The 16722-nt window shown below is 65.5% G+C and carries 13 protein-coding genes, 1 tRNA gene and 2 pseudogenes; 6 read left to right on the top strand and 10 right to left on the bottom strand.

Translation table 11 applies throughout. The annotated features are described in order from the left end of the window. Window positions 1–10: 10 nt before the first annotated feature. From FK219_RS14145 to FK219_RS08675, 3 genes and pseudogenes are all read right to left on the bottom strand, one after another. A pseudogene (locus FK219_RS14145) lies at window positions 11–67 on the bottom strand (hypothetical protein); the annotation flags it as partial. Further along, the gene (locus FK219_RS08680) at window positions 64–384 is read right to left on the bottom strand and encodes a hypothetical protein (protein ID WP_152583723.1); all 321 of its coding nucleotides are present in this window, start codon (window positions 382–384) and stop codon (window positions 64–66) included. The gene FK219_RS08680 and the pseudogene FK219_RS14145, both read right to left, overlap by 4 nt. Window positions 385–406: 22 nt before the next feature. Beyond that, on the bottom strand, window positions 407–1780 hold the full coding sequence (locus tag FK219_RS08675; protein WP_165638087.1) for a DUF222 domain-containing protein: 1374 nt from the start codon (window positions 1778–1780) through the stop codon (window positions 407–409). 371 nt (window positions 1781–2151) lie between these two features. On the opposite strand from FK219_RS08675, the gene FK219_RS08670 reads away from it, so the two are divergent. Beyond that, complete coding sequence (locus FK219_RS08670) at window positions 2152–3426, top strand: DUF4872 domain-containing protein (RefSeq protein WP_165638086.1); 1275 nt, start codon at window positions 2152–2154, stop codon at window positions 3424–3426. A 78-nt stretch (window positions 3427–3504) separates the two neighbouring features. On the opposite strand, the gene FK219_RS14140 is transcribed toward FK219_RS08670, so the two are convergent. The 4 genes from FK219_RS14140 to FK219_RS08650 are packed head-to-tail and all read right to left on the bottom strand — an operon-like array spanning window position 3505 to window position 10056. Next, a complete protein-coding gene (locus tag FK219_RS14140; RefSeq protein ID WP_152583720.1) occupies window positions 3505–4671 on the bottom strand; it encodes a Wadjet anti-phage system protein JetD domain-containing protein in 1167 nt (388 codons plus the stop codon). Next, window positions 4668–8039, bottom strand: a complete 3372-nt coding sequence (locus FK219_RS08660; RefSeq protein ID WP_152583719.1) for an ATP-binding protein — start codon at window positions 8037–8039, stop codon at window positions 4668–4670. Before FK219_RS08660 ends, FK219_RS14140 begins: the two co-directional genes overlap by 4 nt. Beyond that, window positions 8036–8629, bottom strand: coding sequence for a DUF4194 domain-containing protein (locus FK219_RS08655; RefSeq protein ID WP_152583718.1), 594 nt, complete (start codon window positions 8627–8629; stop codon window positions 8036–8038). The genes FK219_RS08660 and FK219_RS08655 overlap by 4 nt, the downstream gene beginning before the upstream one ends. Continuing rightward, window positions 8626–10056, bottom strand: a complete 1431-nt coding sequence (locus FK219_RS08650; RefSeq protein WP_152583717.1) for a DUF3375 domain-containing protein — start codon at window positions 10054–10056, stop codon at window positions 8626–8628. The genes FK219_RS08655 and FK219_RS08650 overlap by 4 nt, the downstream gene beginning before the upstream one ends. 197 nt (window positions 10057–10253) lie before the next feature. On the opposite strand from FK219_RS08650, the gene FK219_RS08645 reads away from it, so the two are divergent. The 5 genes from FK219_RS08645 (at window position 10254) to FK219_RS08625 (ending at window position 14039) form a co-directional block, all read left to right on the top strand. Then, a complete protein-coding gene (locus FK219_RS08645; RefSeq protein ID WP_152583716.1) occupies window positions 10254–10739 on the top strand; it encodes an ArsR family transcriptional regulator in 486 nt (161 codons plus the stop codon). Further along, window positions 10736–11197, top strand: coding sequence for a HEPN domain-containing protein (locus tag FK219_RS08640; RefSeq protein ID WP_152583715.1), 462 nt, complete (start codon window positions 10736–10738; stop codon window positions 11195–11197). Before FK219_RS08645 ends, FK219_RS08640 begins: the two co-directional genes overlap by 4 nt. A 35-nt stretch (window positions 11198–11232) precedes the next feature. After that, window positions 11233–12117 carry an MBL fold metallo-hydrolase gene (locus FK219_RS08635; RefSeq protein WP_152583714.1) on the top strand — a complete coding sequence of 295 codons (885 nt, stop codon included), beginning with the start codon at window positions 11233–11235 and terminating at the stop codon, window positions 12115–12117. A gap of 94 nt (window positions 12118–12211) precedes the next feature. Then, window positions 12212–12288: transfer RNA gene (locus FK219_RS08630), tRNA-Pro, on the top strand. 824 nt (window positions 12289–13112) lie between these two features. Then, the gene (locus tag FK219_RS08625; RefSeq protein WP_152583713.1) at window positions 13113–14039 is read left to right on the top strand and encodes a hypothetical protein; all 927 of its coding nucleotides are present in this window, start codon (window positions 13113–13115) and stop codon (window positions 14037–14039) included. A gap of 275 nt (window positions 14040–14314) precedes the next feature. Here the strand turns inward: FK219_RS08625 and FK219_RS08620 are convergent, their stop codons facing one another. From FK219_RS08620 to FK219_RS08610, 3 genes and pseudogenes are all read right to left on the bottom strand, one after another. After that, window positions 14315–14758: a hypothetical protein gene (locus tag FK219_RS08620; protein WP_152583712.1), complete on the bottom strand. Its 444-nt coding sequence runs from the start codon at window positions 14756–14758 to the stop codon at window positions 14315–14317. Then, complete coding sequence (locus tag FK219_RS08615; protein WP_165638085.1) at window positions 14755–15921, bottom strand: hypothetical protein; 1167 nt, start codon at window positions 15919–15921, stop codon at window positions 14755–14757. Before FK219_RS08615 ends, FK219_RS08620 begins: the two co-directional genes overlap by 4 nt. 169 nt (window positions 15922–16090) lie before the next feature. Beyond that, window positions 16091–16627, bottom strand: a pseudogene (locus FK219_RS08610) (DNA/RNA helicase domain-containing protein); the annotation flags it as partial. Window positions 16628–16722 lie beyond the last annotated feature (95 nt).

The raw sequence follows: 16722 nt of genomic DNA, 5'->3' as shown, positions 1-16722 counted from the left end.
CGCTGGGGTTGACGTCGTCGCCGCCGAAGGGCTCGAACCCGGTGACGAGCACGGTGGGAGTGGTCATCGGCGCTGGTCCTCGCTCGGTGCTTCGCTGCGGGGCGGGCCGGGCGCCGCGCTGGGCTTGCGCATGCCGGGGACCGTGTAGAGCACGACGCCCGCTCCGAGCAGGGCGATGCCGAGGGCGAGGTTGTCGGGGGCGATGATGGTGACGACGACGCCGAGGAGGAAGCACGCGAGCCCCAGGGCCATCCACGCGCGGCGTGCGGCTTGGCTCATGCCCGCGCGCGCCGTCTGCGCCGCAGTGGTCGGCACGGCAGGTGTCGGGCGCTGCTGGGCGCCCGCGTTGGGCGCGGTACGCCCGTCGGGCTGGTGCTCGCTCATGGGTACAGGCTAGTCGCGGGCATCAGGCGCTCAGGGCGTCGTGCAGTGCGGGGCTGCGGCTGGGCATGTCGATGGCGTCCGCGCGCTGGTCGGGTGGGATGAGACGGTAGCTGGGCCCGGCTCTCTCGATTTCCCACCCGTTGTTGTGGGCGAGGAGGTGATGGTGGCGGCACAAGAGCAGCCCGACGGCGATGTCTGTTTTGCCGCGGTCACGGTGCCAGTGCTCGATGTGGTGGGCTTCGCACCAGGAGGGTGGCCGTTCGCAGTCGGGCCAGCGGCAGCCGCCGTCGCGGGCGGCGAGGGCGAGGCGTTGGGCGCGGCTGAACAGGCGGCGCTCGCGGCCGAGGTTGAGCGGCTGGCCGGCATTGTCGGGGTGCCCGTCGACGGTGAGGGTGATGGTGCCGGCGGTGCATGCATGACGTTCCACTGTCTCGACGGAGATGGCGTCGGGGTGGCCCTCGATCCAGCCGCGGCCGCGGCGTTCCTGCAGGGTGTGGGCGGCGACGATCATGCGCACCCCGATGGGCCCATCACCGAGCAGCTGGGACGTGTCGGCGGCGACACCCTGGCGCAGCAGTTCGGCGATGGTGTCGCTCGCGCGCTGCTCGGGGGTGCGGTCGTCGTCGAAGGCGGGATGCGCGGAACCCTGCCCGCCGTGCTCGCCCTCGCCCTCGTGCTCGCCCTCGCTCTGAAGGCGCGGCTCGTTGCGTCGCGGTGAGGTGATGCGGTCGTAGACGTCGCTGACGACGGCGAAGGTTTCAGGGTCGAGCACCCAGTGGGCGTAGCCCATGCCGTCGGCGCGCTTGCCGAGGCGGAAGGAGCGCTGCTCGCGCCGGGCCTGTTCTCGTTCGGCGATGCCGTCCAGGTCGAGTTCGTCGCGCACGGCGCGGGCCTCGCGGGCGGCGCGGTCGGCGTCGAGCCCCGAGACTCGTTCCAGGAGCACCCCGGCGGCCTCGTCCAGCACAGACTCCGTCACGCCACCGCCGGGCCGGCCGAGACCGGTGCGCACCGCGTCAGCAACGGCCACGCTCACGCGCCCGGACAGCACGGCCTCCCCGAGCGGCGTGGGCGTCTCAGCGCCCACGGACGACCCCACCCTCACGGCGGTGCGGGCGTCGGCGACGCGGGTGACGGTGGTGACGCGCACCATCTCTTCGGGGGTGCGGTGCCCGGTACGTTGCGCGAGGCCTGCGTGGCCGAGTTCGGGGGCGGAGCGTCGGGCGATCTCCCCGGCCAAGAGGGACACGTGCAGTTGCGCCAGGCGCACCTCGTCGGCTGCGAGGCGGGTGAGGTCGAGCAGCTCGACGTCATCGAGAGCGCGATACGGCGCGATGTCACGAGGAACGGCGGCAAGGGCATCCACCGCAGAGCGCAGCGCGGAAGCGATTGCGGTCATGATGCACCTCCCTTGTCGACGAGAACGGCTTCTGATCGATTCGAACATACCTTCGACCACCGACAGTGGAGCCACGGAGACGAGTGGTGGTGAGGAGGGTGCTCTAGCGAGAGCTGGGGAGGAGGCGCGCCCGTCGACGAGAACCGGCCGACCTTGCCGCCCGCCCGCTCGACGCCGTATTCTGACGTCGGCGGCTCCGCACGCCGAACCCCCTGATCGTCGCCCCGCACGCGTCGACCCCGCGGGGGCAGAGGGAATCATGTTCTCGCGGAGGGCCTCGCAGTCTGATGAGCCCGGTGACGGGCATCCGTTCAGCGGTGGGCGCCAGGTGGGTGCGGGATGCCCGGCGCACGACCGCGGAAGGACCCATCATGACCGAGCACCGTCACCTGAAGCGCCTCGTGCGCGAGCGCATGCAGCGCACCGGTGAGGCGTACACGACCGCGCTGCGGCACGTTCTCAGCGCCCGCGATGACGCGAGCACTGACACTGTCACCGACAGCCGCCCGCGCCCCGCGCCGGCCGCGCCGCAGCACCGAGTCTCCGCCCTGGCCCGCACGATGCTCGCCGCGGCGGGTTTGCCGGTGAGCGAGCCGATGGCGTGCGGTCTCGGCGGCGGCATCGGCTTTCTCTACGCGATCTTCCAGTACAAGCAGGTCGAGCACCCGATGCTGACGATTGTCGCGCAGCATCACCCGCAGCCGTGGCTCGAGGCGGTCACCGCCCACCTCAACGCGGCGTCCCCCGCGGTGGAGCACCGCATCGTCACCTCGTCGTCCGCGAAGGCGGCTTTCGACAAGCTCGACGCGACGCTGGAGACCTCCCCGGCCTGGATCACGGTCGGTCGAGGCGGTCTGCCCTGGCACGAGATTCCCGAGGGCCCGCTCGGCGCGGCGGAGGCCGCCGACCCCTACCCGGTGGTCGTCACGCGCGGGCCCGAGGCGGGTGCCTACCTGATCGACGACGCCGACGGTGAGATGCACACGCTCTCCGCCGACGAGCTCGCCACCGCGTGGGCGCTCCACAAGAATGGTCGGTTCGCGATCGAGACGCTCGCGCCGCTGAGCGCCGATACCGGGGTGGGTGCAGACCCTGCCGATGGTGGAGGCTTCCACTCCGAAGTTGTGGAAGCGTCGCCCACCCCCGACGCCGTGCGAGCATCCGTCGCCACGACCGTTGCGCACCTGACGGGGCCGGTGATCCACCACGCCTTCGACAGCAATTTCGGCCTCAGCGGCATGCGCAAGCTCGCGACCGAGCTGCGCGACGACCGCACGAAGGCCGGCTGGCGGCGCCGCTTCGGCGACGCGCGCTCGTTTGAGGTCGGGATGCTCCGCCTCGCCGAGTGCCTCACCTGGGTTCACACGGCGCCGGGTGGTACGCGCCCGCTGTTCGCCGAGTTTCTGCGCGAGGCGGCCGAGCTGCTGCCCGCGGCGGAGCGCGAGTCGTGGCGCGAGGCGGCCCGCGAAGCTGACGCGGCGGGGGAGTGCTGGGCCCGGGTGGCCGACACGGCGGCTGCAGGCAGCACAGGCAACACCGACAGCACCGACAGCACCGACAAGGAAGCGACGTTCGACGAGTTCGCCGACCTGGTGGAGCAGGCGATCGCCCACGAGGAGAGGATGGTGGTGCAGCTCAGCAGGTAATGCTCCGCTGTTTCGGGATCGTCGCTACTTCGGTTCGAGCGTCGAGCGGCTTCTGGGGTCATGCGGAGTCGAGGCGGCCTACGCATGCCCGCTCTCGGTGATGCGCTGAGTGGCCCACTCCCAATTGATGAGTTCTTGCTCGAGTCGAATGGCCTGCCCGTAGCGGTCGGTGACGATGTCCGAGTACAGCGCAGCCTCCTCGCCATTCAGCTGGCGCAGTGCGGCACTCGTGGGCGAGCTCTCGTGACTCCAGTGGAGTTGGTGAGCGAGGAGCGTCTCTCGATCCATGAGCACCGATGTGACGTGAGGCAGACGCGTTCGCACTCTGTTGAGGATGCTGAAGCCGTGAGTGTCCAGGTCGCCCCAGTAGTCGACCTCCATGTCGTTCAGCCAGGACAGTGATGCTGGTTCATCGACCTCGTAGCCCTTACCCCAGAGCACGACGCAACCCGCTGCAACGGGCACACTGAGGTAGGTGATCTCGTTTTCGACGATGAGGGCACGTCGCGCTCGAACGGTGAGGCGGTTCAGTTCGTCGGTTCTGACGACAGCTTCGGTGAGGCCACGAGGCATTCCCATCACCGCAGGGTCGAAGCGCAGGCGAACCGTTGAGGGTTTGATGGCAAGACCAAGTGCCACCTCGAATGACCTTTTGCCCGCCGGCACGTCGAGCATGGCGGCCAGCACGCGGCGGTGGCGCTCGATGAATTTGGTGTCGACTCCCGGCGCGCTGGCCTGCCGCACGTAGAGGCCGGTGTCGCGATGGGTGTCGAGCCAGGCGCACGCTGCGAGCATGGTGGTCCACTCGGCGGCGAGCGCGATGGCGGCGACGGGTGAGGAGAGTGCCCAGGTGCGGGCTCTCGGGGTGTCGACCGCGGCGTCGAGCATTGATGCGAACACTGTTGCCTGGTCTGCGACACCGAGGAGGGCCCACGCCTGCTCGTAGCGGGATACCACGGCCCGCGTGGGAATGTCGGTCGCGCCGGCAAGTCGTCCCCCGATGCGCCCATGAACGATGTCGAAGCCGCGACCGTCGCGGGAGGCTCGTCGCACGGAGTCTGCCCAGGTGCGGGCGGCGTCGAAGTGCACACCGAGGTCGGCGGCGACGGGCCCGCGCAGGGCCACTTCGATGCGGGGAAACTGCTGTTGCGCCACGTAGGCGCGCAGCAGTTCACCATCTCTCCATCGCTGCCGCACGGCCGCGGCGATGTCAGAAGGCGTCGTCCAGCGCTCGGGGTCGCTCACCCGGGCGTCCTCTGCCGTTCTCGGAACTCTTCGATGGTGAGCGTGTGCACCCTCGAGGCGGCTCCGGTCGGATTGTCGACGAACCCGATGGTGCTGACGTATGGCTCGATGATGTGCACCTTCTGCAGGGGGGTGATGATGAGCAACTGCAGCCCGAGCTTGGCGAAGAGGTCGAGCGCGTAGCGGGTTGAGACGTCAGACCCGCGACCGAATGCCTCGTCGATGACGGCGAAACGAAAGTCTCGTGACTTTTCCACGCCCCACTGAAGCCCGAACTGGTAGGCAAGGGATGCGGCAAGGATCGTGTAGGCGAGCTTCTCTTTCTGCCCACCGGACTTTCCGTCGGAGTCGGTGTAGTGCTCGAACTCTTCGCCGGTGCGGCGATCTTGCTCGCTCGCGGAGAAGGTGTACCAATTGCGCACGTCGGTGACGCGCTGCAGCCAAGCCCGGTCGCTGTCGGCATGCCCTTCGCGACCCTTGAAGCGTTCGATGAGAAGACGTATCTGCTCGAATCGTCGTTCGGCGTCGATCGTTCCGTCATCGGAGGCGAGTGCATCGCTCGTGGCTTCGCGCAGATCGGCGCGAAACTGTTTGACTTCTTGGTTGACGGTGGGCTCGGCGAGAAGCACGATAACACGGCCGGGGTTGTAGTCGATCGCGGCGAGCGCGTCGTTGATGACGTCGACACGCGTGCGTATGTCGTCGGCGCTGCGGCGCAACCAGGCGTTGAACTGCGCAAGCTCGCGCAAGGCGTTGGTGGTGAGCTGGTGGCGAAATTCAGCTTCGAACCGTGGCAGATCATCGCGAAGCACAGATTCATGCAGTGCCCTAAAGGCTGAGATCGAGCGAACGTCGGCGTCTAGGTCTGCGCGATGGGCTGGCCACCGACGCAGGAATTCCCCCATCTGCTGCTGGATGCTCGTGGTGTAGCCGTTCATCTCGCGCTGCACTCGGTCGATCGCGCTCGTGAGGGTGTTCGTGATGCTCGTACGCAGTCGATCGCAGTCCTCCACGGTGCGTGCGTTCGCCTGTTCGACGCTGTCGGCGAGGGCAGGGTAGTGCTGGCGTGCGCGTTCGATCACGTCAGTGCCCATCAGACTGATGGCGTCTGCTTCTGCGTCGTCTCGCGCGGTCATCGATGCAACGGCTTCACGCGCGGCTCCTATGCGAGCGGCAACCTCGTGGGCTTCGGCCGCCAGCCCCGCATCCTCTGCCTCGACCTCCGCGATTCGGGCGTCGAGGGCGGCGAGCTCGTGAGACCCTGCAACCAGTCTCTCGTGCTCGGCTCGCAGCGTCTCGAGTGCAGTGTCGGCTTGCACGGTGTCGATCTCTGACCAAGAATGGTATTGGCCGAGTGCGGCGAGCACACCACCGAGCCGGGCGAGGGCTTCTGTCTCGACATCGAGCGTGACCAGGTCGGCGTCAAGGTTGCGCAGGTCGATGGCGCATGCGTCGCGTTCCTCTCCAAGTGCCGCGATCTTCTGCTCACTTCCTCGCCCCAGCACCCATGTGCGAGGGTCGCTGGCGCGACGCCGGTCATCCTTCTCGTGACGCTCGCCCTCTCGCACGAGCCCCTCGAGGGTCACCGCCCGGTCTTCGCGTCGAAGCTCGTCGACCGATTCAGTGAGCACGTGGTCGGCCCGCCGTGCGAGTTCAGCAGCGAGGTAGTCGGCAAAGCTGCCCGGCTCGATATCGATCACGTCGACGAGTCGGCGACCACTGAGCGCCGCGGGCATCGCACGCACTCTCCGTTCGGGTACTCGTCGGTACACCAGGCGCGCATTGAGTCGATTGTCGTTGACCCACTGCGAGACGGTCGCGTAGTGCTGCTGGGGCACAAGCATGGTCAGGGCAAAGCCACGCAACACTCGTTCGGCGGCACCGCGCCACGCAGAGTATGCGGGGAGCACGGCAAGCAGTTCGCCCGCGAACGGTATCTCCTCTGGGTCGAGCGAGAGGGCGTCGCAGACTGAACGTCGCACGCGGTCGAGGTCAGCGGGCAGGTTGTTGCGCCGGGTACTGAGGCTTTCGATCTCGCGCTGCGCGGCGTCGTGGGCTCGCCGAACGTCGAAGCGAAGCTCGATGAGCGGCTCACGGCGCGAGGTGAGTGACGCGCGGTCGTGGTCGAGGCGCTCGCGCCGCCGCGTCGACTGTTCGACGGTGGCGCGAAAACCATGGGCATCCTCGACGCGCTCGAGCAGGGCATCCGCTACGAGCTCGTCGTACCGTCGTCTGCGTTCCGCGCGCTCGTCGCGCTCAGCGGTCGCTCGTCGTATCTCGACTTCCAGCTCGTGAAGCCTGTCGCCACCGACGCCCCCGCGTTCCAGCGTGAGCCGATCACGCACCGGTACGAGTGCCGCGCGTGCTGAGGAGAGGTCGGCGGTGCGAGCTGCGAGTTCTGACAGCTCGTGTGAGCGTGAGGCAATGTCGCGCGCAAGGATTTCTCGCACTCGTTCTGCCATGTAGGGGGTGAGGGCACTGCGCTGATCGGTGAACTGGGCATGCCGGGCGCCCGCATCTTCGTAGCGGTCGGCTGCAGCGATGAGCGGTGTGAGCACGTCAAGCTGCTCGGTGGCGATGCGCACAGCGTCGTGTGCTTTCACCAGATCGTCGAAGTGGTCGACGATGGCCCGCACTCGCGTGCGCGTCTCGGTGGGCTCCAGCATGTGGCCCCGAACGAAGTCGTTGAGGTTGCCGACGGCCTTCATGGAGACGGTCTGGTGGAAGAGTTCCATTGCTTGTTCAGATCTGATGCCGAGCAGGCGACGCAGGCGACGGTGGTAGTCAGGGAACGTTGTGTCAATGTCGGCGCCTCGGGAGCGCAGTCTTGCGCGTAGCGCCTTCAGGTCGGAACCGAAGTCGGCGAAGTCTGAACCAATGGAGAGGGCTTCGGAGGCGGTGACGAAGAAGCGATCCGGCTGACCGGAGCGGTCTCTCTGGTGGAAGACCTGCGCGATCGTGATCCGCTCGCCGAAGCCCTCATTCGCGAATACGCCGAGTATGACTGAGTACGAGCGGGCATCGCGGAGGCCGACGGGTCGGGACGCTCCGGTTGTCTCGTTGCGCTCCGACTTGTAGTGACCTTCGACGTAGCTGCGGAGGGTGCGCTCACGAGCCTCAGCACCGGCGGCCCTGTTGTAGGCGATGCGGTGGGCGGGCAGGAGGAGGGTCGTGATGGCGTCGACGAGCGTCGACTTGCCGCTACCGATGTCTCCCGTGAGCAGGGAGGTCTGCCCTTGTGGGCTGATCGAGAAGACGTGCTTGTCGAACGTGCCCCAGTTGAAGACTTCGATGCGATGCAATCGATACCCCGTGTTGTGGTGCGTGGGCGACGGTGCGTCGAGGGCGGAGAAGAGCGTCTCGCTCATGCAGTGCCCTCCTTGGTTGCCCCGGCGTAGTCGGCGAGTCGGCTTGCAAAGTCTCCGAGTGTCTGAGCGTCGATGTATGCCTTGAGGATGCGACGCACCTCCCACCTTCCCGTTTGCCCGCGAAGCTCGCGAAGGAACCCGAGGTCGGCGACCTGCGAGATGGTTCGATCGGCCTGGTCGACCACTCGTGCTTCGTCGCTTGACGAGGCGTGGAAGACGCGCATCGTGTCGATGAGCTGGTCACGGGTCAGAACAAGCGTGCCGTCCTCTCCGCTCGCCTCGAATTCGATGAGACGCTTGCGCAGGAGGACGAGCAGCAGACTGACGTTGTAGGTGAGGCTGCGCCGCCGCACGAGGCGGGGGAGGGGCTCTTCGCCTTCCTCTGGTTCTCGCGTGCTCAGATATGCGTAGCCTTCGACGTCGTCGACGATCACGTCGATGCCGATCCTGGCGAAGTGATCGACCACGGCGGAACGGTGTCGGTCAAGCGTCTGCCAGGCCTTCTCGTGGGAGGCGAGTTCTCGATACACGACTTCCCTCATGAGCAGGATGATCGCGCTCGCGACGGCGTGCTCGTCGGCTGTTCTCATGATCTGGTCACCGTGACCTTCCGCAAGAGCACTCGTTTCGATTCGCCGTCTGGGGTCGTGTAGTCGATGATCATCTCGCGGTCACCCATGTCGATGTCGATGTCGATGTCGCCGTCGTCGAGTGTCAGGTAGCCGAGTATCTCGGCCACACCGTCCTGCACTGGGTAGAGCCTAATGATGTCGTCGAGCGCTGCCGCGGTGCGTGGCGGCACTATGGCGCGAATGTTGCGCGCCAATCGCGCGGTATCGACGTACCGCTGCGCGAACAGATTGTCGAGCTCTGATTCAGAATCGTCGTCGGGCGCGAGCATACTGTCCACGATCGATTCTGGCTGTGTGTCGTAGAGGGGCCGTTCCATGGGAAGAACGATGGGCACCCCTGGCGCATCGACGGTAAGGCCAATGTCTCGTGGTGCCTGCTCGCGCACGTCGAGTGCGGCCGCTTCGACGGCGCGAACCAGCTCCATGACACGCCGGTTCTCGATCCACACTTGGTCGTCCAGAAAGCGGCGCAACTGCTCCGAGAGCGTTCGCACGGTCTGCTGAGTGCGTTCTGCGGCTTCAGACCAGTCGTGGTGCACGGTGCGCAGTCGTCGGTCGGGCACGATCTGGGGGATGCTCTGAACGGTGGCGATGAGGTGCGCGAGCTCGTCTTGACTGCCCTCCGACAGAAGGTAGTCGTGGAACGCTTGAAAGCTACGGCCTTGATCGGAGGACGTGATGTCGGTTCGGCTACGCAGAAGTTCAGCCAGCAGATCTCCCTTGCCGCCTTCCCAGCTCGCGATCTTCTCTCGCGCCGAGCGGTCGAGGGTGCGAAAGTTCTCCTCCACCTCGCGAAAGTCGTTCAGCAGGTCTCGGGCGGTGGAGGCCACCTGCTGGTAGCGGTCCCGCAAGGCCGCATCGTCGAGTACGGAGAAGTTGCCGAGGCGGGCTTGGGCCAGCTCGGCATCGAGGGCGTCACGGCGGCGTTCGAGTTCGGCGATGCGGCTGTCGGGGTCGGTTTCTGAGCCGCGCACGATCTGACGCAGCAGTTCCACTACGGTCTGCAGTCGAGATTCGGTGCCAATGAACGATCTGCTGCGCAGATTCTCGACCCACGCGTGGGCTTTCTGCAGGGCCGGGGTCGCTTCGTAGTGCACTTCGTTTGAACCGACCGGATAGTAGGCGCGCAGCCATCCAGATTCGGGACCAGCCCAATCGTCGAGGTAGGTCGAAGGGTTCGCGGTGTACCGGTCGGGCTCGGCGCGGTGCACGCTGTAGAGATAGTCGTCGAGTGCTGTGACAAGGCGACCTGCCGGGGTGGCCCCGCGGTTATTCTCAACGAAGTACTCGCCGAGGAAGGACAGCACGAGGGGCGCATTGCGGGCACGCAGGAGCCGCCAGGCAGGGTGTCGTTCCCACAACAGGGCGATGTCGTCGAGATCCATGTCGCGTCTAGCGTACGGGCGGAGGACGACGCTCGACATCGTCCCCCATGCACCGAGTCTACTTGCAATAAAAGACTGCTAGCCTCTGTTTTATGAAAGTTAAGGCACCCGCGCTGTTCCCTCTTCTGCGATCCGAAACGCAAGGGGAGGTCCTTGCCGCTCTTGAGCTCAGCGAACGGGGGGAGACGGCGGCCGACTTGGCGCGGCACGTCGACGCGAGCCTGCCCACGGTGACGCGCGAGCTCGCCCGTCTGCATGACGCTGAGATCATCGAGGCGACCCCGGTGGGCCGTCGAGCGGTCTACAGTCTCAACGTGCGCCACCCTCTCGCCGAGGTGGTGCGCGAGATCGCGATGTTCACGCACGGGCCGCAGCCCGTCGTCGCGCGCGAGCTCTCGTCGGTGCCGGGCATCGTGCAGGCGGTGCTCTTCGGCTCGTGGGCGGCGCGTCGCCGTGGTGAGCCCGGCCCGCCACCGGGCGACATCGACGTGCTTGTGATCGGGCGACACGATCGCGACGAGCTCTACGACGCTCTGAGGCGGGCAGAGGGTCGACTGCGTCGGGAGGTGAATGCCACAACGATCACCCCGGAGCGATGGGCGACTGTGGATGATCCGTTCGTTGCGACGGTGCGTGCGCGAACATGGGTCGACCTTGACGTCGACACCGGAGGAAACGCATGACGTGGGAGCAAGGCCAAGCGACGATCGAGCAGCTTCTGCACCGCGGAGAACTCGAGACAGTCACCGCGCAGCCCGAGTTCGCTGAGCGCTCCTCGGAGCTCTGCGAGACCCACATCGTGGCAGCAAGGATGATCGTGGGGGAGGATCCGGTCGGCGCGCTCGCCCTCGCCTACGACGCGGCGCGCAAGGTATTCACCTCGCTGCTGCTCGCGCAGGGCATCCGGCCCACCCGTTCGGGAGGCCACATCGCCGTCACGGAGGCGGCGTCTGCCCAGCTCGACCCGCCGAATCGGATCGGCCGCCAGGTAGACCGCCCTCGTCGCGCGCGCAACGACAACGAGTACCCGTCCGTCGACACCCCGTCAGCGACGGCGGACGATGCGCGGGATGCGATCGCTGTCGCGCAGGAGGCGGTGCGGGCGGCCCGCCTCGTGCTGCCGCATCTCACGCCGTTCTGAGCCCGGCCGAGCGACCTCGGTGCCAGACTGACCCCATGTCAGCTCCTGCTCGCGCGGTCGCCCCCGCACCGCCCTCCGGCCCGGTCGGCGCCGTGCACGCCCTCACGGTGGGCCGCGTGCAGGTGCGGCCGAAGAACATCGCCGGCTCGGGCACGCCCATGCTGTGGTGGACGCTCACGGCCCGCACGTGGAGCGACTGGTTGCCCGTGCACGTGTTCGTCGTCGAGCACAAGCGCGGCACGGTGCTGTTCGACACGGGCCAACCGCTCGCTTCGGTGACCGACCCCGACTTCTACCCGCGCGGACCGCTCGGCTGGGTGTACCGGCGGCAGGCGCGCTTCGAGGTGAGCCCCGAGCACGATCTGGCGACGCAGCTGGCGGAGATCGGGCATCCGGTCTCGTCGCTGTCGTTCGCCGCTCTGTCGCACCTGCACCAGGATCATGCCGGTGGTGTACCGCAGCTGGCCTCCACGCCGATTCTGGTGGCTGCGGCCGAGCTGGCCCTGCTCGACGAGAAGACCCCGCAGCTGCACGGCATCCTGCCCGAGCACGTGGCCCCGCCCACCGCCACCTTCACCCCGGTCTCGTTCACCCCCACGGACGACCCGCTGCTCGCCCCCTTCGGCGCCGCCCACGACATCCACGGCGACGGCACGCTGCTCCTCCTGCCCACCCCCGGCCATTCTCCGGGCTCGATGAGCCTCCTGATCCGCCGACCGGATGCTCCGCCTCTCCTCCTCGTAGGAGACGCCACCTACGACCCGAGCCTCTTGCCGCGCGCAGTCGTGCCCGACGTAGGAGACCGCGCTGTGCAGTTGGACACGGCCCGTCGCCTAGTGGCCCTCCAGTCCCTGAACCCAACCCTGCGCCTCCTCCCCGCCCACGACCCGAATACTCTGACTGCGCTAGTCGCCCGTTGACGGCGAAGCTCGTCGAGGTTGCTCGGGGGCCCGCACGCACCACCCCTCCACCTCCGCTAAGCTTGCTCCCGGCCCACCCTCTCCGGGCCAGCCACGGGCTGTGGCGCAGCTTGGTAGCGCACTTGACTGGGGGTCAAGGGGTCGCAGGTTCAAATCCTGTCAGCCCGACCAACGACGAAGAGGGCCGGATATCATCCGGCCCTCTTCGTCGTTTCCCGGGCGGGTAGCTCGGACCTGCGAGCAGGTGGGCCCACGCCGCGCGAGGGGCCCCACGCGTTGCGTAGCAGCGTGTGGGGGAGCCGGTGGGGACAAATCCACAACCTGCCAGGCGGCCACCGGTGCCGAGCACCGCTCGGCGCCGCGAGCGTCGAATCGTTCCGCCCACTCTGCGAGGCTCAAGAGCTACACACCTCGAAGTCCGGGCAGTGTCGCGTAGGCCTCCGCAACATTCGCTATACAGTTCGCTCGAGAGCCGCAACGGCGAAGTCTCCCGAGTGGACTGCAAAGGTGCGCTCTGCGACCTCAGGATCATTCCCCGAGCACCTTTCGAAAAGCGAACCCGACGCTGCTCTCGCTGGCAGCGAGGGCGATGTTGGTCAAGACGATGCCAAGTGCAAGGATCACCAGTAGTAGGCGCACAGTTGAGCCCCAGCCCGATTGCACTGCGTCGGCGATGGCGGACCACATTCCTACCTTGCGGCCCGAGTCGTCCCTCGCGGCGCTCTTCGCTCCCATCGACCTGCACCTCCTCCAACGACGGCTTCTCGATTTCACAGCCAAGTAACGCACACCGTCGGCTTGCGTGCAGGTATGATGCAGTTACGCCTTAACCGGCCAGAACCGTCACATAGCAACGAGCTAACGGATGCTTCTGGCTGGTTGAAACGTTCAGAATGAAATGATCTAGTTCGGAGCGATGTTTGGTTCTCACTGTTGATTTTTCACGGGCCCCCACGGCGAAAGAGGCTGCGAAGCTAGAATCGCGGCTCCGCCGCTTGGATCTCATTCAGCAGAATGCGGGAATCAATCGGGTCTACAGTTCGATGCGGGGAGAGCTGCCTCCGACAGGACTGCTAATCCGCGAGGGTTTCTCCTACCGGGCGCTGGCAGCCGGCACTCTTGCGTCCGACCGCAAAGCACTCCCGCGTGAGTTGCGTCCTCCTGCGACTCGACTCATGAGTAGCCGCGGCTCGGCATTGCGGTTCATCTTGACTCTCATCGCGCTCGTGCAGACTCGACGCCGCGCGGGCGCTAAAGCGAAACTTGTCGAGTTCGGTTTCGAGGTCGCTGGACACACAAGCGCCTGGGGCTGGACAGACTTGATTGCCTCCGACGCGACGAACAGCAATAGCGGCGGTGTCTTTCTGACGGCGCGTGACAAGCGCGCGCGCATTGTGCGGAACGCGCTCCTCTCGCTTGAGGAAGCCGGCCTCGTAGATATCCCTGGTCGCCCAGGTGAGCGGAATCGCTTCGAGAAATTCGTGCTCCTCAACGAGCGAGGTGTCGAGGCAATTGGAGAACATGAGGAATACCGGGTGCCGACTAAAGCCGAGCCGACGTTTACATTCCCTGCCGGATTGATCGCGAATGGTTGGCTTCATGTCCTCGAAGATTCGGAGATCGCGATTCTGCTAATGGTGGCGTGCGCCAGGGAAGGCTGGCGGGACGGTGGACTTTTGGTAATGCCTCCCGAAATTCGGCTCCAGAACTACGGGATTCATCGCGACATATTTTCTTCGGCTCGCAAAACGCTCGTATGGTTTGGCTTGTTGAATGTGGAAGAGTTAGGGAGGCACGGCGATGGCCGCGCTGAAAATGGCGATCAACTGGTGCACAGGTTGGGTCTGGTCCCGGAAGGATTCGAATCGCCTGCGGCCACGGTTGTCATGAGCGCATTAACTGCACAGCTCGCGCGGCGCTGATCGTCAACGTGTCTTGCCGTCGTATCGTGCTCTCTGGCGGACTAAGGGGTGGTCGGCATTTGCGTCGCAGTAATGTCGGGTTCGCCACGAGAGGGGGACTACAACGGCTTCGCATAGTGGGCCACGGCACCGCAAGTTTGTCCTAGACATCCGTCGGGGGCAGATTGTCTACCTACTCGTTAGTCAGCAGCTCAGTGGAATTGCGGCTCGTCACTGGCAGCACTCCGCTAGTGAAAGCTCCTGCCACTGCAAGGCCTTCGCGGATCGAGCGCCAGCTATTTCCACTGATCCTTGGTCTTAGCGAGGAATTCCTCTCTCGTGCACGACTCGACACCGAGCTCCGTAGCTTTGGCCCGCACCGCATGGTCGTTCGAGACGACGACCCAAGTCGGACCCCACAGGTGCGAGGCGGCTTCCTCCATGCCGTCGAGCGCGCAGGCGATGAGCATCGGATCGGCCGCGCCCTTGTTCGAGTAGAGATTCACGAGCGATATGTCGTCCGCAGGAACGGTCGCCATCACCGCGCTTAGGTGCGAAAGCACTCGCGAGGTTGTCGGATACTCGACGTTTTTGAATTCGTTCGCATCAGGGTATCCCTGCGCCTCGTAAACGATCTCGGACGGAAGGTGGCACCGGTCGTAGAAGAAAGTACTCGAACGTTGGGGCGCGGTGAGGTGGGAGAGTGCGTTGTTGTCGAGCAGATAACGTTCTTCGTTCATCTGACCGCCGCCTTGAGATCGCCAAGGTCGGCAGGAGAGAGCCGGTTGAGGCAGACAACGCGGCAGAACTCCTTCTCGGAGAGCCGTCGATCCTGGACAGCGCTAAGCATCCGTGAGGTCAGCGCTCTGCCGCTGTACTTCCGGATCGCATTCACGGGCGTCGGCTGACGGCGTGGCCCAGGTTTCTGTCGAGCGCTGAACTCGACCTCGAGTTGACCGAGATGTGTGAGTGCAGACTTAGCGCCTAGCTCGCCGAGTCGCATCGCCCGCACCACCACTGCACTTGGGGTGACGTGGAAAGCCTCTGCCGCGACCTTCACCGCGTCGAGGCTGTCGAAGGAAAAGTGTCGAAGGTGATCGGCGGGCATTAGTATCTCGCCAACCAGGTCGTACTCGCGGCCAGCTTCGGGAGCATGACTATTCGCGTCGTAGGAAACCGGAGCGAAGATTCCTCGTGCGACGAGTACGGCCATTAGCGTGAGAGTGAATATTTGGCGCCCGGGCGGGTCTTGGAAATCACCGTGGTCGCCGCCGGCAAGAAAGATGTACGGCACCTTCGGGTCCCTAACGGTCATGCCGCTGAAGTGCACTCCATCCAAAATCTGGGGCATGTATCCGCGCACGCTGCGCGACACGAGAACTTGGTTCGCCTCCAGATGATCGATGAGGATCTCAAGCGCGATTTCCTTTGTCCGGGCTCGTCGAAACGTGTCCATTTCGAGGCCAAGTGCCGTCACGAGTTTGTCGGCATCCTGGCGCACATTGGCGCCGCGCTTACGAAGCAGCCCGACGATCCTGTTCTTGACGAGTGATGGATCGTACTTCTTTGCGAGCGACTGCTTTCGGAGGAGGTCTTTGATGATGAGCTCCACGTCGCGGAGCTTGATCGTGGTTCTGGTATTCACGGTGAAAGTCTCAGGAGCCACGCCTTGCAGTAGCTTCTCTGTCTTGGATGCCACCTGCGCCCGCACCATCGCGACAGATGCGAAAAAAAGTGGATGCGGCACCTCTGCCTTGCGTGCAAGATCCACGAGGTCGGTGTACTGGATCTCGCTCCGCTCAAGAGCGCGATGGTAAGGCGCACGATCATTCACGACAGAGTTCCCAAGAAGCTCGGTGAACACGGCTCGCGAGATCGAAACACGTCTCCCGTTGATTAGCACGTCCAAGGTATAGCCCTGCCTTCGACCTGACCATCGCTTAGGCGTCTCGACATTTCGGCCCCGATCTTGCTTGGCGTGGATTGAAACCTACGCGTTCGCTCGTTGGTCGCGAGCGTTCCACGCCGGACAACTCCTAGACACGACCGCCGTGACAAGGCCACCCATTAAGCTACCGCCGTCCCTCGTTCCGTGGGCTACGGCGCCGCTCCACGGGGACTTGAAGCTGGCGGCGAAGGTAAGGATCGACCGCGAAAACGAACGTCCCCCGAATCCCACGAGTCATCAGCACCGCGTACACATTGCAGACATACCGCAGCAGATCCTCATCGCTGTACGTCCGGCCGAGGGTGGGGTTGTTCTCTTTCCCCTTCTTGTCGAAGTACCTGTCCCGGTCGACGACGAGTCGCTGAGCATCCTCGTCCCACTGCAGGTCGTTGCCGATGATGACGCCGGCGTAGTTGAGGTCGTAGCCCTGCACCGTATGGATGGAGCCGACTTCGTCGAGCGAGGTCTTGGAGGCGATCCAGTCGGTGGCGGTCGTGTTCCACCGCAACTGGGGCCCGTCGAGTTCGATGTCGTAGGCGGTGGGGTCGTTCTTGCTCTTCCACTCCCACGCGTAGCCGGCGACGAGGCGCGCGAGCCCGTGTTCGGCGTCGCGCTCGCGGATGGCGACGTGCATCTCGCCGAGGTCGTCGAATAACTGTAGGTCGCAGCCCTCGAAGGTGCGGGGTGCAGGTGGCGAATCGGATCACCTCGCGTGGCACAGGCCTTTGCGACGCTGCTAGGCGACCGACCAAGAAT

Source organism: Microcella pacifica, from assembly GCF_009371975.2.
In the GTDB taxonomy this organism is placed as follows: domain Bacteria; phylum Actinomycetota; class Actinomycetes; order Actinomycetales; family Microbacteriaceae; genus Microcella; species Microcella pacifica.
Note: the sequence above shows the minus strand (reverse complement) of the source record. Positions and strands in the feature narration are given on the sequence as shown.

What these genes read in the sequence shown, in the direction of transcription:
- FK219_RS08670 (WP_165638086.1), top strand. Translation starts at nt 2,152, where the DNA reads ATGACCGAGCACCGTCACCTGAAGCGCCTCGTGCGCGAGCGCATGCAG.
- FK219_RS08635 (WP_152583714.1), top strand. Translation starts at nt 11,233, where the DNA reads ATGTCAGCTCCTGCTCGCGCGGTCGCCCCCGCACCGCCCTCCGGCCCG.
- FK219_RS08655 (WP_152583718.1), bottom strand. Translation starts at nt 8,629, where the DNA reads ATGAGAACAGCCGACGAGCACGCCGTCGCGAGCGCGATCATCCTGCTC.
- FK219_RS08660 (WP_152583719.1), bottom strand. Translation starts at nt 8,039, where the DNA reads ATGAGCGAGACGCTCTTCTCCGCCCTCGACGCACCGTCGCCCACGCAC.
- FK219_RS08675 (WP_165638087.1), bottom strand. Translation starts at nt 1,780, where the DNA reads ATGACCGCAATCGCTTCCGCGCTGCGCTCTGCGGTGGATGCCCTTGCC.
- FK219_RS08650 (WP_152583717.1), bottom strand. Translation starts at nt 10,056, where the DNA reads ATGGATCTCGACGACATCGCCCTGTTGTGGGAACGACACCCTGCCTGG.
- FK219_RS08640 (WP_152583715.1), top strand. Translation starts at nt 10,736, where the DNA reads ATGACGTGGGAGCAAGGCCAAGCGACGATCGAGCAGCTTCTGCACCGC.
- FK219_RS08620 (WP_152583712.1), bottom strand. Translation starts at nt 14,758, where the DNA reads ATGAACGAAGAACGTTATCTGCTCGACAACAACGCACTCTCCCACCTC.
- FK219_RS08680 (WP_152583723.1), bottom strand. Translation starts at nt 384, where the DNA reads ATGAGCGAGCACCAGCCCGACGGGCGTACCGCGCCCAACGCGGGCGCC.